Genomic DNA, 23850 nt, shown 5'->3' with positions numbered 1-23850 from the left:
CCGCTACGGCTCGATCAGCCGGCCTGCTGCCTGGTCCGCCGCGGCCGTTGCCTTCGCCAGGTAGTGCACCTTCTTGCCGGTGGCGTTGTAGGGGACGTCCGCGACGAAGCGGTACCGCCGTGGGCGCTTGTACCGGGCGAGGCCGGGGTGGGAGCCGGTCCACTCCTCGAGGACGGCGGCGGCCTCGGCGTCGTCGGTCGGCAGACGGTCGCCGGCGCGGACGACGTACGCCGTGACGACCTCGCCCCACTGCGCGTCCGGCACGCCGACCACGACGGAGTCGGCGACCCCGGGGTGCTCCTGCAGCACGGCCTCGACCTGGACGGGGTGCACGTTCTCGCCACCGGAGATGATCATGTCGTCCTTGCGGCCCACGATCGTCACCCGCTCGTGCTCGTCCCACGTGGCGAGGTCGCCCGGGTAGAACCAACCGTTCGCGAACTTCTCGGCCTCGAGCCCGGGGTTCCGGTACGAGTAGCCGGACTTCACGGTGCGCACGGCGAACTCACCGATGTCGGTGCCGTCCTTCGCCACCGTGTCGGTCGGGTCGGCCAGCCGGTCCTCGTGGACGCGGACGACAGCGACGTCGTCGTCGGTCGACGCGCGGCCGGTGGAGCCGGCGCCGTCCGGGAAGTCCTCGGGGCGCAGGAACGTGTTCCAGAAGGTCTCGGTCGTGCCGTAGCCGTTGAAGATGCGTGGCGAGAGCAGCTCCTGGTAGCGCAGGGCCGCGGCGCGGTCGAGCGGCGCTCCCATCGTCACGATGCCGTTGAGGCTCGACAGGTCCCTCGCCCGACGTTCCTGCGCATCGGCGAGCTGCACCAGGTTCGGTGGTGCTCCGATCAGGAACGTCAGGTGCTCGGACTCGACCAGGTCGAGCACGCGGTCGGCGTCGAAGTGGCGCAACGTGGTGAGCTCGGCGCCGACGTAGAACACCGGGTTCGGGCCGCCGGAGAACAAGCCGCCACGGTGGAACAGCGGCGACATGTTGAGCGTCTTGTCGAACGGGCTGAGCGGGAAGTGCATGACCACGTCGTGCGCGCTGAGCACCTCGACGAGGCTCGGCAGCGGGACGGGCTTCGGGCGACCGGTGGTGCCCGAGGTGTAGAGCCGGGTCGATTCGTCGTAGGTGCTGCGCGGGCCGATCGCCGCGAGTTCCTCGGGGGAGAGGGGCTCGGACGCGAGCAGCTCGGCGAACCGGTCGTGGTCGCCGCCGACCGGGACGACCTGGTCCGGCAGGTGCGGCGACGACCCGAGCGCGGCGGCGATCGCACTCCTCCGCTCGGTGTCGTGCACCAGGACGGCGGGTGCGGAGTCCTCGATGATGAACGCGACCTCGTCCGGGGCGAGCCGGAAGTTCGTCGGCGAGAACACCGCGCCGATGCGGTGGCATGCCAGGTAGAGCATCGCGAACTCGGGTGTGTTGAACAGCTCGACCATCACGATCGATCCCCGTCCGCCGCCGTGCCGGACGAGCCATCCGGCGATCCGGTCGACGGCGTCGCCGAGCTCGGCGTAGGTCCACGAGCGGTCCGTCTCCGGCTCGCGCAGCGCGGGTCGGCCGGCGAAGCGGTGGGTGTTGCGGGCGAAGCCGTTCGCGTAGGTGAAGCTGCCCTCGAACACCTCGCGGAAGCGTGTCGCGTCGTAGTCGGATCGGGTGTCGGTCATCATCGCTCCTGCCGCGGTCATGCGGTGCGGCGCGCGCCGTCGGTGCTGCGCGCGGGCACCGATCGCGCGTCCTGCTGCACCGCTGGTCCGGTGCGGCGTGCGTCGTCCGTGCGGTGTGACGTGCACCGCTCGTCACACTAGCCCGCGCTCCGCGAACCGGCTCTGATGTGCGTCTTCTGTCCCACGGCCGGTGCGGAGCGCCGCTCTGGAGGCCCGGCCCGGCTCAGACGCGCGCCGCGCGCCGGTCGGTGCGCAGCCAGACCAGGGCCGCGATCGCGGCCGCAACACAGGCCGCGGCGCTCCCGACGAGCAGGGCCGGTGCGGCGTGCGTGCCGGTCGCCCCCGAGTAGACCGCCGTGGTCAGCGTCACGGCGACCACCGCGAGTGCGACGTACCGACCGCGGGAGGCGGCGAGCATCGCGCTGCCGGCGGAACCCGCGACGGGCAGCAGGGTCGCGACCACGGCACCGAGGCCACCGACGCACAGCGTGATGGCGAACTCCGACCCGAGCGACGCCCAGAAACCCCAGCCGGCGAGCAGGCTGTGCAGCACCCAGCCGGCCGCGGCGAGTCCGAGCAGGGCCAGCACCCGCCAGGTCGCACCCCGGGCGCTCGCAGCGATTCCGGTGCCGAGGCGGAGTGGGCCGGTCCCCAGTCCGGGGCGGCCGGACGGCACGAGGACGACACCGACGATGAGGGCGGGGGAGAGGTCGGCCGCACGGGTGACGCCGCACGCCACGAGCGCTGCGAGCACGAGCCACGGCGACACCCGGAACCCGACGGTGCGGTGATCGCTGCCGGCGGCCCACCGCGTGGCGAACACGACGGCGGCGGTCAGGACACCGGTACCCGCGAGGACGGCGATCGCCAGACGGGCGTACCGGGCCTCGAGCTCGACGCCGACCCCGAGCAGGGTGCACAGCGCCGCGACGGACACCGCGATGGTGATGGACGCCCAGGTCGGCAGGACGTCGTCGCCCCGGGCGCGGTCCGACCGCGAGCGGTTGCGTCCGAGCAGCCCGGCGAACGGCGAGCGGAGGCGGCCGCGGGTGACTGCGGCCACGAGGGCGAGCGGCGCGGCGATCAGCAGGAGGAACCCGGCGGCGACGGCGGTGGCGACCAGGACGGTCCGCCACGAGAACGCCGCCTGGATGGTCGGGACGGTGCGGTCGTAGGTGGTCGCCGCGGTCCAGTCGCCCGCGGGGCCGGACCAGTCGGGGTGGCCTCCGGTGCTGCCGACGCCGGCCGGGGCGCTGCCGGTACCGGTGCCGTTGCTGGACCCGTTGCCGTTGCCGTTGCCGTTGCCGGCTGCGGCGCTGTCGTCATCGCCTCCCCCGGGGCCGTCCGGGTGCGTGCTGTTGCCGTGGCCGGTCGTGCCGGGGGTGCCCGCCGTCGCGCTGGACCCCGGCGTCGAGGTGCCCGGTGTCCCCGGGGTGTCCGTGGCGCCCGGCGTCGGTGCTGCGGTCGGGGCCGTGGTGGTGGACCGCACCGTGACCCGCACGGCGGCCGACGACCGGGAGTAGTTGCCCGCGACGTCGTGCTGCGTCGCGGTGAGCCGGTGCCCGCCGGCGCGCAACGTCGACCCCGTGGTGGAGCACGACCATGCGGCATCCGACCCGACCACCACGCCGCACACCGGCGCACGGTCGACGTACACGGTCACGCGGGCGCCGGGCTCACCGGTCCCGGCCACCGTCGTCCCGCGGGTGCCGATGCGCTGGCCGTCGTCCGGTGTCGTGATGCGCGGGGCTGCCGGCGCCGTGCGGTCGACCGTGACCGTCACGGGAGCGGAGGCCGCGCTCCGCAGGTCGGACCGGTACCCGTCGGCCGTGCTGGCCGTCTGCGACGCCGTGACGGTGAACCGGCCGTCGGCCCGGGTCCCCAGGGCGGCGACCCACCGGCCGTCCGCACCGACCCGGGCGGTCTGCTGCGCCGAGGACCCGGACACCGACAGCGTCACCGTCGATCCGGGGTACCCCGTACCGGAGACCGTCCCGCCGGTGGGCCCGGCGGACGCGAGGGTCGGCGGGACGATGACGTCCGATGCCGGTGCGCTCGCGACGGGCAGCGCGGCCGTGAGGTCGCGCACCGTGAACACCTGTTGCGGACCGGAGCGGACGGTGCCGAGACAGGCCCACGATCCGTTCGGGTCGACCCGGGTCGTGCACCCGGACGAACCCGTCGCGACCGGCCCCGCCACCCGGACCGCGTGCCCGGGGGTGCCGGTGCCGTGGAAGCGTGTCGTACCCGTCGTGACGTCACCCGGGTCGGCGATGGTGGGCCGCACGGCGGGTCGGGTGGGTGCGGGCGTCGGAGCGCCCGGACGGCCGGTGCTCGGCGGAGCGATCTCGCTCGTTCCGGGCGTGGCGGTGGGAGGAGCGGCGGCGGGGGCTGCCGGGGCGTCCGCAGCGGCCGCGACGAGCGACGGGCCGCCCGCGTCGACCGCGACGGCCGGGGCTGCCGCGGCCCCGAGCAGGGCGGCGACGAGGACCGTCGTCGCCGCTGCGAGCAGGGCGAAGCGGGCACGACGACGAGGGCTGACGCCCCCGACAGCCCCCTCGTCCACGTTCTCCCCGCTCGTGTTCACCGGACCCATCCCACGGGATCGGCGGCATCCGGTCAATACACCTCGCGGATGAGGTTCGGTATCGGGCCGCAGTCCGGGAGCCCGGTGTGCGTGACTCGGGAATCGGCCGTGAACACTGCTCACGGAACGGGGCATGCTCAGCGCGTCGATAGACTTCACGATGGCCGTTCAGGCCAACGCAGCACCGCGGATCCCGACGCGCAAAGGAGTACGCCCGCATGGACACCGGACTCGTCACGACGCTCATCGTCGTCGGAGTGGTGGTGGTCGTCCTGGTGATCATCGGGATCTACCTCTGGGTGACGTACAACTCCCTCGTCACGCTCAAGGTCCGGGTCGACGAGGCCTGGAGCGACATCTCGGTGCAACTGAAGCGCCGCGCCGACCTCATCCCCACCATCGTGGACACGGTCAAGGGGTACGCCACGCACGAGATGGCGGTCTTCGACGACGTGACGAAGGCCCGCGCCGAGACCCTGTCCGCCGGTGACGCCGACACGGCGTCCACCGCCGAGGGGCACATGCAGAAGGCGCTCAAGAGCGTGTTCGCGGTGGCCGAGGGGTACCCGCAGCTGCAGTCGAGCCAGAACTTCCTGCAGTTGCAGTCCGAACTCGTCGACACCGAGGACAAGATCCAGGCCGCCCGCCGGTTCTACAACGGTGGCGTGCGCGAGCTGAACACGAAGATCCGGGTGTTCCCGAACTCCACGTTCGCGAAGAACCGCGGCTTCTCCGAGGCGCCGTTCTTCGAGACGAACGAGCCGGCGGCCATCGCCGAGCCGCCGCGCGTCCAGTTCTGACCCCGGCCTCGGAGCCGACGTGTACAGCGCCATCGCGCGGAACAAGCGCAACACCGTCGTCATCGTCCTGGTGTTCCTGCTGATCATCGGTGCGCTCGGGTTCCTCGGCGGGTACCTCGCCGGCAACGTCTCGATCGGCTTCATCGTCCTCGTGGTCGCGCTCGGGTACGCGGTGCTGCAGTACTTCCTGGCGGCGCGGCAGGCCACCGCGATCGCCGGCGGGGTCGAGATCGACCGCGTCTCAGAACCGCGGCTGTGGCGCACCGTCGAGAACCTCGCCATCGCGACCGGCATGCCGATGCCCCGGGTGTTCGTCATCCCCGACCCCTCGCCGAACGCCTTCGCCACCGGGCGTGACCCCGAGCACGCGGTGGTGGCGGCGACGACGGGGTTGCTCGAGCTCATGGACGACCAGGAGCTGCAGGGTGTGATGGCGCACGAGCTCGGACACGTCCGGAACTACGACATCCGGGTGTCCACGATGGTCTTCGGTCTCGTCGTGGCCGTCGGCCTCATCGCCGACGTCCTGCTCCGCATCTCGATCTTCAGCGGTCTGTCCGGCGGGCGGAACCGCAACTCCGACAACGGTGGCAGCGCCAACCCGGTGCTGCTCATCGCCGGGATCGCCGCCGTCATCGTGGCCCCGATCGCCGCGGCCGGGGTGCAGGCGGCGGTGTCCCGGCAGCGCGAGTACCTGGCCGACGCGACGGGCGCGATGACGACCCGTCACCCGGAGGGCCTGGCGCGGGCACTCGAGAAGCTCGGTGCGTACGGTCGACCGATGCAGACGCAGAACTCCTCGATGGCGCACCTGTGGATCGCTGACCCGATGCGCCCCGGCGTGATGGACCGGCTGTTCTCGACACACCCGCCGCTGCCCGACCGCATCGCGCGGCTGCGCGCGAACGCCGACCGGTTCTGAGGGGTCAGCCGACGCCGTCCGCGGCCGAGTCGTCAGCCGACGTGACCGGTTCGGGGGCGTCCGCGTCGTCAGCGGACTCGTGTGCCACCAGGGGCAGTCCGAGGGCTCCGGCGACGGCCGCAGCAGCGGTGCCGCGGTCGGTCACCTCGATCGCGCCGAGGCCCTGCCAGCTCGCAGTCCGTCGCAGTGTGTCGGCGAGACGCTCGGGGTCCAGGTGCTCGCCGGGTTCCTGCCACGCGGTCCGGACGCGGAGCACCCCGCGCTGCCGGTCGCTCTTCAGGTCGATCCGGCCGACGAGCCGGTCGTCCTGCAGCACCGGCAGCACGTAGTAGCCGAACACCCGCTTCGGGGCCGGCGTGTAGATCTCGATCCGGTAGTGGAAGCCGTACATCCGCTCGGCCCGCCGCCGGAACCAGACGACCGGGTCGAAGGGGCTCAGCACCGCGTCGGCGGTCATCTGCCGGGGGACCCGAGCGCCCACGTGCAGCCAGGCCCGCTCGCCCCACCCCTCGACACGCACCGGCAGGAGCTCGCCGGCGTCGGTGAGCTCGGCGATCGCGGTGGCCGTGTCGTCGGAGCGCAGCCGGTAGTAGTCCGCGATGTCCGATCGGGTGCCGACGCCGAGCGCCCGCGTGGCCCGACGGACGAGCTCGAGCACGGCGTCGGAACGCGGCGGCGCGGTCTCGAGGAAGCCTGCGGGCAACACCTGCTCCGGCAGGGCGTACACGCGCTCGAAACCGGCTCGTCCGGCACTCACCGCCTCGCCCCAGCGGAACATCTGCTCGAGCCCGAGCTTCACGTCGCTCCATCCCCACCAGGGGCCGCGTCGCACGTTGGACTCGTGTTCCACCGCGCTCGCCCGCATCGGCCCCTCGGCCCGGAGCAGCGCGTGCAGTTCGCGCCGGACGGCAGCGGTCCGGGTGACGCCGTCGACCCTGGTCGGGCCGGCGTCACGCTCCCGCAGGGCGTCCATCCGCCACCGGAACAGCCGCAGGTCGTCGCGGGGGATGAACGCCGCCTCGTGCGCCCAGTACTCGGTGTACGGACCCGAGCGTCCGAGCGTCAGCCGGTCGAGCGTCGACCGGTCGTAGGCCCCGAGCCGGGCGAAGAGCGGCAGGTAGTGGCTGCGTTCGAACACGTTGACGGAGTCGATCTGCAGCAGCCCGAGCCGGCCGAACGCGCCGTTCAGCGCACGGGTCGAGACCGGCTCGGCGGGTGGCCGTCCGAAGCCCTGCGCGGCGAGTGCGACCCGGCGGGCCTCGGCGGCGGAGAGCGTCGACCTGGGCATGCGGCGACGCTACCGAACCCCGCCGACATGAGCGTCCACGAACGTATGCCGTATCTGGCACCTGGCCGAGAGCACGTCGATACACTCGGGCCATGGCATGGGGAAGCAAGCAGACACATCCCGACCCCGTGGTCGAGGAATCGGTCCCGATCGGCGTCCGCATCGCCGGTGCCTGGTCGTGGCGTGCACTCGTCGTCGTGGGCGTGATCGCCGTCTTCATCTGGCTGGTCACGGTCTTCAGCGAGATCCTCATCCCGTTCCTCATCGGCATCGTGGTCTCGGCGCTCCTGGTGCCGGTCTCGAACTGGCTGCAGCGACACCACGTGCCGAAGTGGTTGGCGGTCGTCATCAGCCTGCTCGGCGGCGTCGCCGCCCTGGGCGGCCTGATCTGGCTCGTCGTCGACCAGATCATCGCGTCGTACCCGTCGCTGCGTGACCGGACGATCGACCAGTACGCCAACATCAAGGACTTCGTGCTGAACTCCGGGTTCGGCATCAACCAGTCCGACGTGAACGGCTGGCTCGACGACGGCACGAAGTGGTTGCAGGACAACTCCGCGTCGATCCTGTCCGGGGTCGCCAGCGCGGGGTCGGGCGCGACGCACGTGTTCGCGGCGCTCTTCATCACCCTGTTCACCACGATCTTCCTGTTGATCGACGGCAAGAACGTCTGGCGCTGGTCCGTCCGGTTGTTCCCGAAGAAGGCGCGTGCTGCGGTGGACGGCGCCGGTGTCGCCGGTTGGATCACCCTGACGAGCTTCATCCGGGTGCAGATCTTCGTCGCCTTCGTCGACGCGGTCGGCATCGGTCTGGGGTCCTTCATCGTCGGGCTCTTCTTCGGCGGCATGCCGCTGGTGATCCCGATCGCCGCCTTCGTGTTCCTCGGCGCCTTCATCCCGGTCGTCGGCGCCATCGTCACGGGCTTCCTGGCGGTGTTCGTCGCGCTGATCTTCAACGGACCCCTCGCCGCGGTCCTGGTGCTCGGCGTCGTGCTGCTGGTCCAGCAGATCGAGGGGCACATCCTGCAGCCCCTCGTCATGGGCAACGCGGTCAAGGTCCACCCGCTGGCGGTCGTCCTCGGCGTCACCGCGGCCTCCGGTCTCGCCGGCATCGCCGGCGCGTTCTTCGCCGTGCCGCTGATCGCGACCCTGAACGCCATGGTCACCACCATCGCGAGCGGACGCTGGCGACGGCTCGACTCCGACCACGTCCTCGAAGCGACGCCGAAGCGCGGACAGCACGGGCAGATCCAGTTGCTCCGACGCCGTCGGCACAAGGTCGGCGACGACGTCCCGGCGCCGGGCGTCGACTCGGGTCCCTCGGCCGAAGAAGACACCGCCAGCACCAACTGAGCGTCACGAGTTCGCCGCGGGGGCCGGGAACGACGATGATGGGGGAGTGACCGACACCAGCGCCTCCCCGCACACGCTCACCGCGATCCCGACGCTCGCGGACATCGAGGCGGCGCGCGAGACCATCAAGGGCGTCGCACGCGTCACCCCGATGGAGACGTCGCAGTTCCTCGCCGAGCTGCTCGGGTCGCCGGTGCACCTGAAGTGCGAGAACCTGCAGCGCACGGGTGCCTACAAGGTGCGCGGCGCCTACAACCGCCTCTCGACCCTGTCCGCCGAGCAGCGTGCCAAGGGCGTCGTCGCCGCGAGCGCCGGCAACCACGCGCAGGGTGTCGCCCTCGCCGCCCGCGAGCTCGGCATCCCCGCGACGATCTTCACGCCGGTCGGGGTCGCTCTGCCCAAGCTGCAGGCCACCCGCCACTACGGAGCCGACGTCGTGCTGCGCGGCCACTCCGTGGAAGAGGCGCTGAGCGCCGCGAAGGACTTCGCCGCCCACACCGGCGCCGTGTTCATCCCGCCGTTCGACCACCCGGCAGTGATCGCCGGGCAGGGCACGCTCGGCCTCGAGATCATCGACCAGGTGCCGGACGTCGACACCGTCGTGGTGCCGATCGGTGGCGGCGGCGTCATCTCCGGCATCGCACTCGCCGTGAAGGGCATGGCTGAGCGGCTCGGACGGCAGATCCGGGTCATCGGCGTGCAGGCGGAGAACGCTGCGGCCTACCCGTCGTCGATCACCGCCGGCGAGCCCGTCACCATCACCACGAAGCCGACCATCTCCGACGGCATCGCGGTGGCGCGCCCCGGCGACCTGAACTTCCCGATCATCCGCGACCTTGTCGACGACATCGTGACCGTCTCGGACGACGACACCGCCCGCGCGCTGCTCGTCCTGCTCGAGCGCGCCAAGCTCGTGGTCGAGGCAGCGGGGGCCGTCGGCGTCGCCGCGATCATGTCCGGTGCCGTCCGCGACACCGGCCGCACCGTGGTGCTGCTGAGCGGCGGCAACATCGACCCGCTCATGATGGAGCGCGTGATCACCCGCGGGCTCGTGGCGGCCTCGCGCTACATCGGCATCCGCATCATGCTGCCGGACCGCCCGGGCCAGCTCGCCCGCGTCGCGCAGGTCATCTCGGACGCCGGCGCGAACGTGGTCGAGGTGTTGCACACCCGCCACGGGCAGGGCCTCGTCATCAACGAGGTCGCGCTGGACCTGTCGATCGAGGCGCGCGGCCCCGAGCACGCGCAGGAGGTCATCCAGCGCCTGCACGAGGTCGGCTTCCGCCCGGAACTCCTCGAGCACTAGTCCGCGACGATCCACGAGTCGTTCGACGCGTGGACTGTCGGAAGTGCGGTGCGCACCCTGGGCGCGACCAGCGGACAGACAGGAGGCCCGTGGCGGTGTCGCCACGGGCCTCCTGTCTGTCGGCGGGCCGGTCTACGGCTCGTAGCGCTCGATCTTGACGACCTCGACGGCGATCTCCTTGCCGTTCGGCGCCGTGTACGTGGCCTTGTCGCCGGCCTTGAGGCCGACGATGGCCGCGCCGACGGGGCTGACGGGGCTGTAGACCGTCAGGTCGGAGCCTTCAGCGACGATCTCGCGGCTGCCGACCAGGAAGGTGGACTCGTCGCCGGCGATGACCGCCGTGACGACGGTGCCCGGTTCGACCGTCCCGTCGAACTCCGCTTCACTGACGGTGGCGTGCTTGAGGAGCTCGGTGAGGACGCGGATGCGGGCCTCGATCTTGCCCTGCTCGTCCTTCGCGGCGTGGTAGCCGCCGTTCTCCTTGAGGTCGCCCTCTTCGCGAGCGGCCTCGATGCGGCGCGCGATCTCGGCACGGCCCTCGCCGCTCAGCTCGTCGAGCTCCGCCTTGAGACGGTCGTGCGCCTCCTGGGTCAGCCAGGTGACCTGCGTGTCGTTGCTCATGTTCTGTCCCTTCGACCATGAAAAAACGAGACCGGCCGAGTGGTCGGTCTCGAGAGGCGAATCAGGACAGTCTAGGGAATCCAGCAGTCGTGGATCAAGCCGGTCACGCCCCGCGTCGTCGTGGTGACCTGCGTGGAGATGCTCCGGCTGCGCTGTTCGGACGCTGGCACGGTGATCTCCTTCCAGCCCACGATCGAGTAGCTCTTGTCGAGGACCTGCACGGCGCACTTCGCCTCGACGCCCGGGTCGACCGACACCTGCGAGTGGACGACGGTGCTGTGCTCGGACAGCACCTCGTACCCGATGACGTCCTGGTCGAGGCCGCGGTCGGACTGGTCGAGCCCGGCCCAGATCACCCACGCGCCGAAGACCACGACGACCGCGATGGCCGCGACGATCGCGAAGAGGCGGCTGCGGCGCTTGCGGGCCGGGGTGCGGCCGTAGCGCTCGTCGAGGGTGGCGGTCTGGTGCTGTTCGGACAGTTCGGGGCTCCCGGGGTGGATATCCTGATCCCAGGGTAGTTCACGCGATGCTGTGCGCTGCCCGCGTCCGACGCCGCTCACCCGCAGTGAGGAACCCCACGTGCCCTACCGTCTGCTGGCCGTCCACGCCCACCCCGACGACGAGTCGAGCAAGGGAGCCGCGACCGCCGCGAAGTACGTGGCCGACGGGCACCAGGTGCTCGTCGTGTCCTGCACCGGCGGCGAGGCCGGCGACATCCTGAACGACCAGCTCGGCGAGCCGGCGACGAGCCGTGCGCACCGTGACATGGCCGGGTACCGCCGCACCGAGATGGCCGCCGCGCAGCAGGCGCTCGGCATCGACCACGTGTGGCTCGGCTACCACGACTCGGGGCTGCCCGACGCCGAGAAGGGCGAGACGGTCCGGCCGGGCACGTTCTCGACGGTGCCGCTCGAGTACAGCACCGAGGCCCTCGTCCGCGTGATCCGCCGGTTCCGCCCGCACGTGCTCGTCACCTACGACGAGAACGGTGGCTACCCGCACCCCGACCACATCCGCACGCACGAGGTGTCGATGGCCGCGTGGTCCGCCGCCGCCGACCCGTCGGCGTACCCGTCCGCCGGCGCCCCGTGGTCGATCGCGAAGCTCTACTACGAGCGCACGATGAACCCGCGCCGCTTCCGCACGATCTTCGAAGCCCTGCAGGAGCGCGACCCGGACAGCCCCGCGATCGAGCAGCTGCGCGAGTGGGTCGAGCGGTTCGCCGACCGGCCCGACCTCGCCACCACCCACGTCGACGTGCACGAGTACTTCGACCAGCGTGACGCCGCACTCCGCGCGCACGCCAGCCAGGTCGCACCGGACAGCGCCTTCTTCTACTGGCCGAACGACCTCCTCGCGACGGTGTGGCCGACCGAGGACTACCAGCTCGTGGAGGCGCGCGTGCCGACCGAGCTCCCGGAGACCGACCTGTTCGCCGGGATCCCAGCCGACAAGGAACCGACCTCGTGAGCACCATCGCGGCGGCACTCGCCGCCACCCCCAGTCCCAGCCCCTCGGTCGTCCCCGACGTCGACGTCACCCCGGGCGTCGTCGGGTTCATCGCGATCGCGCTCGTCGCGATCGTGACGATCCTGCTCGTGGTGGACATGACCCGACGCATCCGTCGGACCCGCTACCGCGCCGAGGTGCGCGAGCGGCTCGAGGCTGAGGAGAACGGCACCGCGGGTGACGGCGCCGCGACGGACGAGCCGGAGCGGCGGGCGGCGGAGGACGGCCGGGCCGACGTCGGCGACGACACCGAGCGCGGCTGACGCGACTCCGAGTCGGACTGGAGGCCCGTGGCGATCCCGCCACGGGCCTCCAGTCCGCCTTGTACGCGCCTACCGGAACCGGGCGTACCTGGTCGAACCGGGCGTACCTGGTCGAACCGGGCGTACCTGGTTGAACCGGGCGTACCTGGTTGAACCGGGCGTACCTGGTCAGAAGTTCCTGGTGAGTACGCCCGGAACCACCAGGCATCGCGCGCGTTCTGGGAAGGAACGTGCGACGGTCAGCGCACCGGGTCCAGCGCGACGATGAGCACGCCGACCCACTGCGCACCGAAGGCCACCACGGTCAGGGCGTGGAACACCTCGTGGAACCCGAACTGCGTCGGCACGGGGTTCGGCCGCTTGAAGCCGTAGACCAGCGCGCCGATGATGTACGCGACGCCGCCGGACAGGATGAGCACGGTCATGGGGACGCTCGCGGCGAAGAACTGCGGCAGCAGCCCGAGGGCAGCGCACCCGAGCACCAGGTAGATCGGCACGTACAGCCAGCGGGGCGCGTTGATCCAGAGCACCCGGAACGCGATCCCGAGCGCGGCGCCCGACCACATCACCCAGAGCACGACGACCATGAGCGTGTGCGGCAGGGCGCAGATCGCGACGGGCGTGTAGGTGCCGGCGATGAGCAGCAGGATGTTGGTGTGGTCGATGCGCTTCAGCACGGCCTTCACCTTCGGCCCCCACGGGAACCGGTGGTAGGTCGCGGAGACACCGAACATCGCGAGCGACGTCGCCATGAACACCGCGCTGCCGACCTTCGCTGCGGTGCTGTCGGCGAGGGTGATCAGCACGATCCCCATCGCGATCGCGAACGGGAACGCGCCGAGGTGGATCCATCCGCGCCAGGCCGGACGGGGTTCGGCAGCGGTCGTGGTCGGACTCGCCGACGCCTCTTCCGTGAACGGGACGTGGGGGAGTGTTCCGGTCTCGTGCTCGTCCTGCATGATCCCGACCATAGGGCCTGACCCCGAACGACAGCCACGTGTCCGCCGAGCGGGCGCCTCAGGGAGCGTGTGCCGGTGGTGCACTACGCTCGGTGCGTGACCGGGACGGCGGGATGGACAGGGCGGGGGATCCTCTACCGCGCCTACCAGCGCCGGATCCGCCGCCAGCTCGAGGGTGCAGCGAAGCCCAAGCACGTCGCCATGATCGTGGACGGCAACCGCCGCTGGGCGAAGCAGCTCGGACTCGAGTCCGCCGCACACGGCCACCGCGCCGGCGCCGCGAAGATCCCGGAGTTCCTGACGTGGTGTGACGACCTCGGCATCGAGGTCGTGACCCTGTACCTGCTGTCGGCCGACAACCTGACGGGTCGCGGCGGCGAGGAGCTCGAAGAACTCGTGGGGATCATCGCCGACCTCGCCGGGGTCCTGGCCGACAACCGAGACTGGCGCGTGCAGCACGTCGGGTCGAACGAGGGGCTGCCGGAGAACCTGGTGACCGCGCTCGAACAGGCCGAGCAGCGCACCGCCGGCCGCACGGGGCTGCACGTCAACCTGGCCGTCGGCTACGGGGGCCGTCGCGAGATCGCGGATGCCATGCGCAGCATCGTGCAGGCGCACGGCGCGGGTGGCGGGACCATCGACACCCTGGCCGAGGTGCTGACGCCGGAGCTGATCGGCGACCACCTGTACACGCAGGGCCAGCCCGACCCCGACCTGGTGATCCGGACCTCGGGCGAGCAGCGCCTGTCCGACTTCATGCTGTGGCAGAGCGCGCACAGCGAGTTCTACTTCGTCGAGGCGTTCTACCCGGACCTGCGCGAGGTCGACTTCCTCCGGGCGGTCCGCGACTTCGGGCTCCGGTCGCGTCGCTTCGGCGGCTGAGCAGCCACCTCCCGCACCGGGTTCGTTGGCGGAGCCGCGTCCCAGTAGGCTCTCAGGGTTCAACCCTGCGAAAGGTGCACCACCTGTGAACATCGACGAGTACGCCGCCGGCTTCTCCGAAGACCCCGGTTACCTCGACCACGCTGCGTTCGGCCCCGTGCAGACCGCCGTGCTCGAGGAGCAGCGTGTGCTCGGCACCATCCAGGCACACATGCGCTTCGGTGCCATGGAGACCCTCGACGAGCAGGACGCCCGCGTCCGCACCGTCGCCGCCCGCCTGGTCGGCCGCCGCGAGGACCAGGTCGTCTCGCAGGCCGCGACAACCCCGGGCCTGCTGCACACCGCCTTCGGCCTGACCGGCGGTGTGCTCGTGTCCGCCGACGAGTACCCGTCGCTGCCGCTCGCACTGGCCAGCGCCGCCTCGGCCACCGGCGGACGGGTGCAGCCCGTCGTCATCGAGTCGGGTGCCGGCTGGGTGACCCCCGAGCTGATCCGTGAGCGCCTGACCGACGAGGTGACCGCCGTCGCGGTGTCCCTGGTCGACTGGCGCACCGGCTACCTGACCGACCTCGCCGCCATCCGCGAGGTCATCGGCGACCGCCTGCTCATCGTCGACGCGATCCAGGGCTTCGGCGTCGTCGATGCCCCGTACGAGGTAGCCGACGTCGTCGCCACCGGCGGGCAGAAGTGGTTGCACGCCGGGTGGGGCACCGGGTTCGTGGCGTTCAGCGACCGTGCCCTGAACCGGATCCGTCCAGCACTGTCCGGCCCGCACGGCACGTCCGGCTGGCCCACCGAGGTCCCGGCGGTGCGTCCGGGGGCCGCCGGCTTCCAGATGTCCCGCATCGACCCGGTCGCGCAGGCCCGGCTCGCGGTGTCGCTCGAGCGCCTCACCGCGGTCGGCGTCGCCGCCGTGCAGGAGCGTGTCACCGATCGCGTCGAGCGCGTGTTCGCCATCGCCGACGAGTTCGGGCTCGAGGTCGAGTCCAGCCGTGACCCGGCCGAGCGTGCCGGCATCGTGGTGCTCCGGCCGACGCAGGGTCGCGTGACGGCCCTGTCCGCCGCGATGCACAACCACGGCGTCACCGCGACCACCCGGCTAGGGGTCGCGCGCGTGTCCGTGTTCCCGTCGACCACCGACGAGACCCTGGACATGTTCCGGGACGCCTGCGTCTCGTACGCCACCATGCAGTAGCAGCGGCGCGCCTGCTGCCCCCCGTCCGGAGCCCGTCCGCAGCACGTGAGTGGTCAGGACACCCCGCTCAGGTCCGCCGGGTGGTCACGAACTGTCGGTCGGAGCGGCCGCAGCCGACAGTTCGTGACCAGCCGGGGCCGCCCGCGCGACGAGTCGCGACCAACGGACGGACTGGAGGCGCGGTGCCAGGCCGCCACGGGCCTCCCGTCCGAAGCTCGCGAGCGGTCACGACACCCCGCTCACGTCCGCCGAGTGGTCACCACCTGTCGGCCGGAGCGGTCGCGGCCGACAGTTCGTGACCAGCCGGCGTCACCGCAGCGAGCGGTGCGAGGCGCGCTCGCGTTGTTCACGCGACCGTAACTCCGGAAACCGCGTGTCGCTGTCGGGGTGTCGGGGGCCGGACGTACGTTGTCCCCATCGGGCACCGCGCCCGATCGAAGCGGCCACAGTCGGTGCTTCGGGACCCGCTCCGTGGCCGCGTTCGAGGACAGGACCGGGCCCGTCGCGGCCCGGGGATGGAGTGGTCGTGACCTCTCAGAACGTCTCTCGCGGAGCACAGCAGCAGCACACCGCGGACTCGTCCACATCGGTCGCCCAGCGCACGTACGTGCTCGACACATCGGTGCTCCTCAGCGATCCGCGGGCCTTGTTCCGCTTCGCCGAGCACGCCGTGGTCCTGCCCGTGGTGGTCGTCAGCGAACTCGAGTCGAAGCGCAACGACCCGGAGATCGGGTACTTCGCCCGGCAGGCTCTCCGGCTGCTCGACGAACTGCGCATCGAGCACGAGCGGCTCGACTTCCCGATCGCGATCGGCGACGGCGGCTCGTTCCGCGTCGAACTGAATCACTCCAACCAGTCCGTCCTGCCGTCGGGCCTGCAGCTCGGCGACAACGACTCCCGCATCCTCGCCGTCGCGTCGAACCTGAAGAACGACGGGCTCGACGTCGTCGTCGTGTCGAAGGACCTGCCGCTCCGGGTCAAGGCGTCGTCGATCGGCATGGCGGCGGAGGAGTATCGCGCCGAGCTCGCGGTCGACTCGGGCTACACCGGCATCGCTGACCTGCAGGTCTCCGGCGAGCAGATGTCCGACCTGTACGAGCAAGAGGAGATCCGCTCCGCGAAGCTCGACGGCGTCCCGGTGAACACCGGGGTCGTCATCCACTCCGAGCGCGGATCGGCCCTCGGCCGCGTGCACGTCGCCGGAGCCGTCGCCCTGGTGCGCGGCGACCGCGAGGTCTTCGGACTCCGCGGACGCTCGGCCGAGCAGCGGCTCGCCATCGACGCCCTGCTCGACTCCGAGATCGGCATCGTCTCGCTCGGCGGCAGCGCCGGTACCGGCAAGTCGGCGCTCGCCCTGTGCGCCGGACTGGAGGCGGTGCTCGAACGGCAGCAGCACAAGAAGATCATGGTGTTCCGGCCGCTGTACGCCGTCGGAGGGCAGGACCTGGGCTTCCTGCCCGGTGACGCCGGCGAGAAGATGAACCCGTGGGCCCAGGCCGTCTACGACACCCTCGGCTCGGTGGTCTCGGACAACGTCCTCGACGAGGTCATCGAGCGGGGCCTGATCGAGGTGCTGCCCCTGACCCACATCCGCGGCCGCTCCCTGCACGACGCCTTCGTGATCGTCGACGAGGCGCAGTCGCTCGAACGGAACGTGCTGCTCACGATGCTCTCGCGCATCGGCCAGAACTCGCGGGTCGTGCTCACCCACGACGTCGCGCAGCGCGACAACCTGCGGGTCGGCCGGCACGACGGGATCGCGTCGGTCATCGAGCGGCTCAAGGGGCACCCGCTGTTCGCGCACGTCACGCTGACGCGCTCCGAGCGCTCCGCGATCGCCGCCCTCGTGACGGACCTGCTGGACTCGCCGGACCTGGTGTAGCGGCGTTCTGAACGGGCAACCGCCAGGAGGCGCGGTGCGGGTCGGAGCCGCACCGCGCCTCCTGGCCGTGGTTGCGACCGGAGCGCGCCCCGCTAGTTCGGGTGGGTCATGCTGAGGACGTCGAGCGCCTCGTCGAGCTGCGCCTCGGTGACCTCGCCGCGCTCGACGTGGCCGAGGGCCACGACGGCTTCACGCACGGTGAGGCCTTCGGCGACGGCGTACTTCGCGACCTTCGCCGCCGCCTCGTAGCCGATGACCCGGTTGAGCGGGGTGACGATCGACGGCGAGGACTCCGCGAAGGCGCGGGCGCGCTCGAGGTTCGCCTGCAGCCCGTCGATGGTCTTGTCCGCGAGCACGCGCGAGCTGTTCGCCAGCAGGCGGATCGACTCGAGCAGTGCCGTGCCCATCACCGGGATGGCGACGTTGAGCTCGAACGCACCCGAGGCACCCGCCCAGGCGATGGTGGCGTCGTTGCCGATGACCCGGGCGCCGACCATCAGGGTGGCCTCGGGGATCACCGGGTTCACCTTGCCGGGCATGATCGAGGAGCCGGGCTGCAGGTCGGGGATGTGCAGCTCGCCCAGGCCGGTGTTCGGACCCGAACCCATCCAGCGCAGGTCGTTGTTGATCTTCGTCAGGCTGACGGCGAGCACCTTGAGCGCACCGGAGGCCTCGACCAGGGCGTCACGCGCGCCCTGCGCCTCGAAGTGGTCGACGGCCTCGGTGATCGGCAGGTCGGTGTCGCTCGCGAGCTGGGCGATGACCCGCTGCGGGAAGCCCTTGGGGGTGTTGATGCCGGTGCCGACCGCGGTGCCGCCGAGCGGGACCTCGGCGACGCGGGGGAGCGTCGCCTGGACACGCTCGATGCCCAGGCGGATCTGGCGTGCGTAGCCGCCGAACTCCTGCCCGAGGGTGACGGGCGTTGCGTCCATCAGGTGCGTCCGGCCGGACTTCACGGCGTCGGCCCAGAGCGTGGCCTTCGCTTCGAGGGACTCGGCGAGGTGCTCGAGGGCGGGCACGAGGGTGCGGAGGAGCGCCTCGGTCACGGCGACGTGCACGGAGGTGGGGAAGACGTCGTTCGACGACTGCGAGGCGTTGACGTGGTCGTTCGGGTGCACCGCCGAACCCGCGATGTCGGACGCCAGTGTCGCGAGCACCTCGTTCATGTTCATGTTCGACGACGTGCCGCTGCCGGTCTGGTAGACGTCGACCGGGAACTGGTCGTGGTGCTGGCCGCCGATGATCAGGTCGGCCGCGCCGGCGATGGCGTCGGCGACGGCAGGCTCGACGATGCCGAGTTCACCGTTCACGATGGCTGCCGCACGCTTGATCCGCGCGAGCGCCACGATCTGCGCCGACTCGAGCCCGGTGCCCGAGATGGGGAAGTTCTCGACGGCGCGCTGGGTCTGGGCACGGTAGAGCGCCGACTTCGGCACCCGCACCTCGCCCATGGTGTCGTGCTCGATGCGGAACTCGGTCGGGGTGGTGTCGGTCACGTCGTCGTGGTCCTTCCTGGGGTGCTCGCCGGTCGCGGTCGCGCCGGCCCGTGCCTACGCCCCGGGGTTGCCGGGGCGGTCGTCGTCGGGGTCGGTCTTCGTCTGGCTCGATCTCTGTCTGGCTCGATCTTCGTCCGCGTCGATCTTCGTCTGGGTCGATCTTCGTCTGACTTGATCTTCGTCTGGGTCGGTCAGACCTGGCCGACGACGGTGTCGATGGTGACTTCTCCGGTGGCGAGGTCGTAGGTCGCCCCGACGACGGCCAATCTACCCTCGGCCACGGCATCGGAGACCGCGCCGGAGCGCTCGATCACCTGGCGGAGGGTGGCTTCGAGGTGTGCGGCGCCGACGGCTTCCTGCGGGAGCTCGGCGTCGGTGAGCCGGACCTTCTCGACGCTCGGGGCGATCGCGTCCACGAGGGCCTGCAGGTGCGGGGCGGGGACGGGCTCACCGGAGCGCGCTGCCGCGACGGCACCGCACCGCGTGTGCCGGAGCACGACGACCAGCGGTGTGCCCAGGGCGACGACCGCGAACTCGATCGAGCCCAGCACGACGTCGTCGACGATCTGGCCGGCGTTGCGGATCGCGAACAGGTCACCGATGCCGGCGTCGAAGACGTGCTCGAACGGCACCCGCGAGTCCGAGCAACCGAGGACGGTCGCGAACGGCGACTGCGATCCTTCGAGCTCGGTGCGGCGGTCCGGGTCCACGCGGCCCATCCGGCGCTTGTCGGCGGCGAAACGGGCGTTGCCGTCGACGAGCAGGCGCAGGGCGTCGGACGGGGTGGAGGCGGCGCGGTCGGGCATGGGGCTCCTCGGTTCGGGTGGGACGGGGTGGTGACTGGCGGGACCATGCCCGTCGTCGTCTACTCGGTCAGTCGTCGTCTACTCGGTCAGTCGTCGTCTACTCGGTCAGTTCTCGGGAGACGGCGGTCGCGACGGTCCGGAAGGCCTTGTCGTCGGCGGTACCGGAGAGCACGATCGTGTTCTTGCCGAACGTCGAGACGAGCGAGTACGCGTGGTTGCCGGCGTCGGTGCCCTCGGCGCGGCGGTCGTAGACGGTCCACTCAGTGTCACCGATCGTGCGGTCACCGGTGGACGGGCGCTGGTCGAGCTGGTTCGACACCCACGAGGCGTTGGCGTCGATCCCCTGCTGCAGGCCGAGGTACTGCTTGTCCGGCGTCACGAAGCCGACGGTCCAGACGTCCACGCCGTCCGTGGTCTTGCTCGCGAAGTCCGCGCGGTTGGCGCTGTAGCCGTCGGGCAGCGGCGGCGCCACCAGGGTGACGTCGTCGACGTTCGCCTTCGCCGCGATCTGCTGGTAGTCGACGGTGCGGTCAACGGTGGTGTCGGGCCGGACGACGACCGCCACCAGGAACAGGACGATGCCGAGCGAGGCGATGAGCGCGATGACCAGGTTGAACGCGGTCTGGTGCTGCCGGCGGGCGGTGCGGGCGGCGTCCTTCCGGGCCCACGTCTCCTCTGCCGTCTCGGGGCGACCGAGCTCGGCGACGATCGGGCGGCCGTTGGGGTCGGTCATCGCCCGGAGCCGTCCTGGGCGTCGCTGGCGGCACGGGCCGCGTCGAGCCGTGCGCGGGCACCGACGAGCCACTCTTCGCACCGGGCGGCGAGGGCTTCGCCCCGCTCCCAGAGCGCCAGTGAACGCTCGAGGGTCGCGGAGCCCTGTTCGAGCTCGCTCACGACGCGCACGAGTTCGTCGCGGGCCGCTTCGTAGCTCAGCGACTGGACGTCGGTCTGCTCGGGTTCCTGCTGGGATGGCACGGGACGATCCTACCGAGCGTCCACCGACGATCCGCCGCCCGGACCCAGGCTGTGGAGAACACCCGTGGCGGTCAGGAGCCGTCCGGGCCGGGGCCGTCCGGTTCGAGTGTGCCCGTGGCCGTGCCGGCACCGAGCGTGACGTGCACCGGCGTCGCTCCGGACAGGTCGTCCGTGCCGCGGACGACACCCCCGTCGGCACGCTGCACGATGGCGTACCCGCGGCGCAGGGTGTCGCGGGGCGAGAGCGCGCGGAGGCGGGCGGTCAGGTGGCCGACCTCGGAGTGCCCGCGCTCGAGCCGGCGGTCGAGCAGTTCGCGGGCACGGGACAGGTCGCGCGCGACCTCTTCCGCACGGGTGTCGACGAGCCACGCGGTCGACGCCAGGGCCGGTCGAGACCGCAGCGCGGCGAGCCGGTCGGCCTCGACCGACAGCGTGTGCGAGAGCCGCAGCCCGAGCCGGGCGCGGGCCGCCCGGACGTTGGCGAGTTCCTCGGCGACGTCGGGCACGACCCGCTTGGCCGCGTCCGTGGGGGTCGAGGCGCGCAGGTCGGCGACCTCGTCGAGGATCGGGCGGTCGGCCTCGTGCCCGATCGCCGAGACGATCGGAGTCGACGCCGAGGCCGCGGCACGGACGAGTCCCTCGTCGCTGAAGCCGAGCAGGTTCTGGAAGTCACCGCCGCCGCGGGCGATGATGATGACGTCGACCTCGGGGTCGGCGTCGAGCTCGAGGATCGCCGCAGTGACCTCGCCCACGGTCCGTTCGCCCTGCACCGCGGTGTGCACGGTGCGGAACTCCACCTGGGGCCACCGCAGCTGCGCGTTCCGCTTGACGTCCTTCTCGGCGTCGGAGTCCTTGCCGGTGATCAGGCCGATGCGGTGCGGCAGGAACGGCAGACGCAGCTTGCGGGACGGGTCGAACAGTCCTTCCTCGGCGAGGGTGCGACGAAGGCGCTCGAGGCGTTCGAGCAGGTCACCGAGGCCGACGTGCTTCATCTCGACGACCTGCATGGTCAGCGAGCCGCCCTTGACCCAGTAGTTCGGCTTGAGCGCGGCGACGACACGGTCGCCCTGCTTGATGTCCGCCGGCACCCGGGAGCGCACACTCGACCAGATGGAGAACGACACGGTGGCGTCGACCTCGACGTCCTTGAGCTTGCCGTACACGTTGCCGCCGGCCACGTTCCACTGCGTGATCTCGCCCTCGACCCACGCGGTGCCGAGCCGGTCGATCCAGTCGCGGAGCTTCGCGCCGAGGAGCGCGACCGGCCACGGGTTGTCGGCCGTCGGCGGGCCCTGTTCGATCGCCATGTCGCTCCTTGTCCTGCTGGGACGTCCATCGTGCCCGAGACCGGTGACAGGGGACGGCCGCGTGTTCTCCACAGGCGCCCCGCGCGCCCAGGTCGCGTGCGTGCTGCTCACCTATCATCGGGGACGTGACGATCACCAACGGCCACACGGTCCCGCTCGCCCCGCCGCGTGTGCACGCGGCACGGGGCCGACTGCGTGACGAACCGGTCGCCGGCCCCAAGAAGGTGCTGCTCGCGGCCCCCCGTGGCTACTGCGCCGGGGTGGACCGCGCGGTCGTCGCGGTCGAGAAGGCGTTGGAGCAGTACGGCGAGCCCGTCTACGTCCGAAAGCAGATCGTCCACAACGTGCACGTGGTGTCGACGCTCGAGCAGCGCGGTGCCGTCTTCGTCGACGACGTGGCCGAGGTCCCACGGGGTTCGCACGTCGTCTTCAGCGCGCACGGTGTGTCGCCGGCCGTCGTCGCGGGTGCCGCCGAGCGCGACCTGCACGCCATCGATGCCACCTGCCCCCTCGTCACGAAGGTCCACCGCGAAGCCACCCGGTTCGCCAAGGCCGAGCGCACCATCATCCTGATCGGGCACGCCGGCCACGAAGAGGTCGAGGGCACGATGGGGCACGCCCCGGACCGCACGATCCTGGTGAACGGCCCCGACGACGTCGCCGCCCTGTCGGTCCCCGACCCGGACAACCTCGTCTGGCTGTCGCAGACCACGCTCAGCGTCGACGAGACGATGGAGACCGTGCGGCTGCTGCGCGAGAAGTTCCCGGCCATCCAGGACCCCCCGTCGGACGACATCTGCTACGCCACCCAGAACCGCCAGGTCGCGATCAAGAAGGTGGCGCCCGGTGCCGACCTGGTGATCGTGGTCGGCTCGGCGAACTCGTCGAACAGCGTCCGTCTGGTCGAGGTCGCGCTCGAGCACGGTGCGCGGGCCGCCCACCGTGTCGACTACGCGGAAGAGATCCAGCAGGAGTGGCTCGACGGTGTCGAGACGGTCGGCGTGACCAGCGGTGCGTCCGTGCCGGAAGAACTCGTGGCCGAGGTGCTCGAACAGCTCGCCGACGCCGGGTACGCCGCCGTCGAAGAGGTCGTCACCGCACACGAAGACCTGATGTTCTCGCTCCCCAAGGAGCTCCGCACCGACGCCTCGGGCAACCCGACGCGCGCGCTCGGCGGGCGGCGGGCATGAGCGGCGCGGACGGCTGGTCCTCGGTCCCGCGTCGCGACCCGGCGAACCACGTCGACGCCGGTGCCGGTGCCGGCCAGGAGGCCCGGGGCGCGTCCTCGACGTCGGCCGCCAGCCCCGCGAGCGGCCGGCCCCAGGGCCGTCCCGCCCCCGGGTACGGTGAGTACGCGCCGGAGGGCTGGGTGAACCCGGTGCTCGTCGAGCAGGAACGCCAGGAGCGTGAGCGTCAGGCACGGGAACGGCAGGAGCAGGCCTCCGCCAGCGGCGTGCGCGACGCTGATCCGAACGACGGCGTCCACGGCGACCGTGCCGGTACCGATGTTCGCTCCGGTGCAGTCCCTGCTGGGGCGCAGCGGTCGATGGCCCGCAGCCGCTTCGGGCGCACGCCCGCCGACTTCGTGCTCACCGTCGGGCTGCTCGCCTTCGGGCTCGTCTCCGTGGTGCAGTCCCTGTCGGTCGGCGAGGTCGCCTCGACCGTACGGCGCACCCTCGAGACCCAGTACACAGCGCTCAACGACCCGAGTGCCCTGAGCACGGCGGCCGCCATCGCCGCGATCGCCAACGTGGTCGTCTTCGCCCTGGTCGCCTGGTGGTCCATCCGTCGGCTCCGCGCACGCAAGCGGACGTTCTGGGTGCCGCTGGTCGGAGCCGTCGTCGCCACGGCGATCAGCACGATCGCGTTCGTCGTCGTGGTCATGCAGGACCAGGCCTTCGTCGACTTCATGCTGCGACAGTCCGGCGCCTGACCCCCTGACCGCCTGACTGCCTGACGGCCTGACGGCCTGACGGCCTGACGGCCTGACCGCCTGACGGCCTGACGGCCTGGTTGCTCGCGGCGCCGGCCT

The 23850-nt window shown here is 71.4% G+C and carries 22 protein-coding genes; 11 read left to right on the top strand and 11 right to left on the bottom strand.

The window, feature by feature from the left end; translation table 11 throughout:
- Window positions 1-3: 3 nt before the first annotated feature.
- Both DEJ27_RS08095 and DEJ27_RS08090 read right to left on the bottom strand, forming a co-directional pair.
- Entirely contained in the window at window positions 4-1665 is a 1662-nt protein-coding gene (locus DEJ27_RS08095) for a class I adenylate-forming enzyme family protein (RefSeq protein ID WP_111090701.1), read from the bottom strand.
- A 223-nt stretch (window positions 1666-1888) separates the two neighbouring features.
- Window positions 1889-4252, bottom strand: a complete 2364-nt coding sequence (locus DEJ27_RS08090) for an Ig-like domain-containing protein (protein WP_146244669.1) — start codon at window positions 4250-4252, stop codon at window positions 1889-1891.
- A 218-nt stretch (window positions 4253-4470) separates the two neighbouring features.
- Here DEJ27_RS08090 and DEJ27_RS08085 point away from each other — a divergent pair, with 218 nt between their 5' ends.
- Window positions 4471-5052: a LemA family protein gene (locus DEJ27_RS08085; protein WP_111090667.1), complete on the top strand. Its 582-nt coding sequence runs from the start codon at window positions 4471-4473 to the stop codon at window positions 5050-5052.
- A 19-nt stretch (window positions 5053-5071) separates the two neighbouring features.
- Window positions 5072-5974 carry a M48 family metalloprotease gene (locus DEJ27_RS08080; protein ID WP_110860711.1) on the top strand — a complete coding sequence of 301 codons (903 nt, stop codon included), beginning with the start codon at window positions 5072-5074 and terminating at the stop codon, window positions 5972-5974.
- Window positions 5975-5978: 4 nt separating this feature from the next.
- On the opposite strand, the gene DEJ27_RS08075 is transcribed toward DEJ27_RS08080, so the two are convergent.
- Complete coding sequence (locus DEJ27_RS08075) at window positions 5979-7262, bottom strand: winged helix-turn-helix domain-containing protein (protein ID WP_111090666.1); 1284 nt, start codon at window positions 7260-7262, stop codon at window positions 5979-5981.
- Between the two features lie 92 nt (window positions 7263-7354).
- On the opposite strand from DEJ27_RS08075, the gene DEJ27_RS08070 reads away from it, so the two are divergent.
- Both DEJ27_RS08070 and ilvA read left to right on the top strand, forming a co-directional pair.
- Window positions 7355-8614 carry an AI-2E family transporter gene (locus tag DEJ27_RS08070; RefSeq protein ID WP_258369887.1) on the top strand — a complete coding sequence of 420 codons (1260 nt, stop codon included), beginning with the start codon at window positions 7355-7357 and terminating at the stop codon, window positions 8612-8614.
- A 46-nt stretch (window positions 8615-8660) separates the two neighbouring features.
- The gene (gene ilvA / locus DEJ27_RS08065) at window positions 8661-9920 is read left to right on the top strand and encodes a threonine ammonia-lyase (protein WP_027464502.1); all 1260 of its coding nucleotides are present in this window, start codon (window positions 8661-8663) and stop codon (window positions 9918-9920) included.
- A 132-nt stretch (window positions 9921-10052) separates the two neighbouring features.
- On the opposite strand, the gene greA is transcribed toward ilvA, so the two are convergent.
- Together greA and DEJ27_RS08055 are read right to left on the bottom strand one after the other, a co-directional pair.
- Entirely contained in the window at window positions 10053-10541 is a 489-nt protein-coding gene (gene greA, locus DEJ27_RS08060; RefSeq protein WP_017886739.1) for a transcription elongation factor GreA, read from the bottom strand.
- Between the two features lie 71 nt (window positions 10542-10612).
- On the bottom strand, window positions 10613-11104 hold the full coding sequence (locus tag DEJ27_RS08055) for a DUF4307 domain-containing protein (RefSeq protein ID WP_017886738.1): 492 nt from the start codon (window positions 11102-11104) through the stop codon (window positions 10613-10615).
- A 19-nt stretch (window positions 11105-11123) separates the two neighbouring features.
- On the opposite strand from DEJ27_RS08055, the gene mca reads away from it, so the two are divergent.
- Window positions 11124-12014: a mycothiol conjugate amidase Mca gene (mca, locus tag DEJ27_RS08050; RefSeq protein WP_110895435.1), complete on the top strand. Its 891-nt coding sequence runs from the start codon at window positions 11124-11126 to the stop codon at window positions 12012-12014.
- Window positions 12011-12316, top strand: coding sequence for a hypothetical protein (locus DEJ27_RS08045; protein ID WP_110860701.1), 306 nt, complete (start codon window positions 12011-12013; stop codon window positions 12314-12316). The genes mca and DEJ27_RS08045 overlap by 4 nt, the downstream gene beginning before the upstream one ends.
- Window positions 12317-12555: 239 nt before the next feature.
- Here DEJ27_RS08045 and DEJ27_RS08040 read toward each other — a convergent pair whose 3' ends face one another.
- Window positions 12556-13275 carry a hemolysin III family protein gene (locus tag DEJ27_RS08040; protein WP_258369886.1) on the bottom strand — a complete coding sequence of 240 codons (720 nt, stop codon included), beginning with the start codon at window positions 13273-13275 and terminating at the stop codon, window positions 12556-12558.
- Window positions 13276-13371: 96 nt separating this feature from the next.
- Between DEJ27_RS08040 and DEJ27_RS08035 the strand changes: the two genes are divergently transcribed.
- The 3 genes from DEJ27_RS08035 (at window position 13372) to DEJ27_RS08025 (ending at window position 17234) form a co-directional block, all read left to right on the top strand.
- Window positions 13372-14157, top strand: a complete 786-nt coding sequence (locus DEJ27_RS08035; protein ID WP_027464506.1) for an isoprenyl transferase — start codon at window positions 13372-13374, stop codon at window positions 14155-14157.
- 85 nt (window positions 14158-14242) lie between these two features.
- Window positions 14243-15352, top strand: coding sequence for an aminotransferase class V-fold PLP-dependent enzyme (locus DEJ27_RS08030; protein WP_110860697.1), 1110 nt, complete (start codon window positions 14243-14245; stop codon window positions 15350-15352).
- Window positions 15353-15872: 520 nt separating this feature from the next.
- Window positions 15873-17234, top strand: a complete 1362-nt coding sequence (locus DEJ27_RS08025; RefSeq protein ID WP_181430114.1) for a PhoH family protein — start codon at window positions 15873-15875, stop codon at window positions 17232-17234.
- Between the two features lie 92 nt (window positions 17235-17326).
- Here the strand turns inward: DEJ27_RS08025 and DEJ27_RS08020 are convergent, their stop codons facing one another.
- The 5 genes from DEJ27_RS08020 to xseA all read right to left on the bottom strand — a co-directional run bounded on the left by DEJ27_RS08020 (window position 17327) and on the right by xseA (window position 21818).
- On the bottom strand, window positions 17327-18730 hold the full coding sequence (locus tag DEJ27_RS08020; protein ID WP_110860695.1) for an aspartate ammonia-lyase: 1404 nt from the start codon (window positions 18728-18730) through the stop codon (window positions 17327-17329).
- Window positions 18731-18921: 191 nt separating this feature from the next.
- Window positions 18922-19536 (bottom strand): carbonic anhydrase, encoded by a 615-nt coding sequence (locus tag DEJ27_RS08015; RefSeq protein ID WP_027464510.1) that lies wholly within the window; start codon window positions 19534-19536, stop codon window positions 18922-18924.
- Window positions 19537-19633: 97 nt separating this feature from the next.
- On the bottom strand, window positions 19634-20269 hold the full coding sequence (locus tag DEJ27_RS08010) for a DUF4245 domain-containing protein (RefSeq protein WP_110895430.1): 636 nt from the start codon (window positions 20267-20269) through the stop codon (window positions 19634-19636).
- Window positions 20266-20511 carry an exodeoxyribonuclease VII small subunit gene (locus DEJ27_RS08005; protein WP_017886728.1) on the bottom strand — a complete coding sequence of 82 codons (246 nt, stop codon included), beginning with the start codon at window positions 20509-20511 and terminating at the stop codon, window positions 20266-20268. The genes DEJ27_RS08010 and DEJ27_RS08005 overlap by 4 nt, the downstream gene beginning before the upstream one ends.
- Before the next feature lie 71 nt (window positions 20512-20582).
- Complete coding sequence (xseA, locus tag DEJ27_RS08000) at window positions 20583-21818, bottom strand: exodeoxyribonuclease VII large subunit (protein ID WP_110860689.1); 1236 nt, start codon at window positions 21816-21818, stop codon at window positions 20583-20585.
- Window positions 21819-21943: 125 nt separating this feature from the next.
- On the opposite strand from xseA, the gene DEJ27_RS07995 reads away from it, so the two are divergent.
- Window positions 21944-23008 carry a 4-hydroxy-3-methylbut-2-enyl diphosphate reductase gene (locus DEJ27_RS07995; RefSeq protein WP_081827167.1) on the top strand — a complete coding sequence of 355 codons (1065 nt, stop codon included), beginning with the start codon at window positions 21944-21946 and terminating at the stop codon, window positions 23006-23008.
- Complete coding sequence (locus DEJ27_RS07990; RefSeq protein ID WP_111090665.1) at window positions 23005-23751, top strand: DUF6264 family protein; 747 nt, start codon at window positions 23005-23007, stop codon at window positions 23749-23751. The genes DEJ27_RS07995 and DEJ27_RS07990 overlap by 4 nt, the downstream gene beginning before the upstream one ends.
- Window positions 23752-23850: the final 99 nt, after the last annotated feature.

The organism is Curtobacterium sp. MCPF17_018, from assembly GCF_003234135.1.
GTDB classification, from domain to species: domain Bacteria; phylum Actinomycetota; class Actinomycetes; order Actinomycetales; family Microbacteriaceae; genus Curtobacterium; species Curtobacterium flaccumfaciens.
Note: the sequence above shows the minus strand (reverse complement) of the source record. Positions and strands in the feature narration are given on the sequence as shown.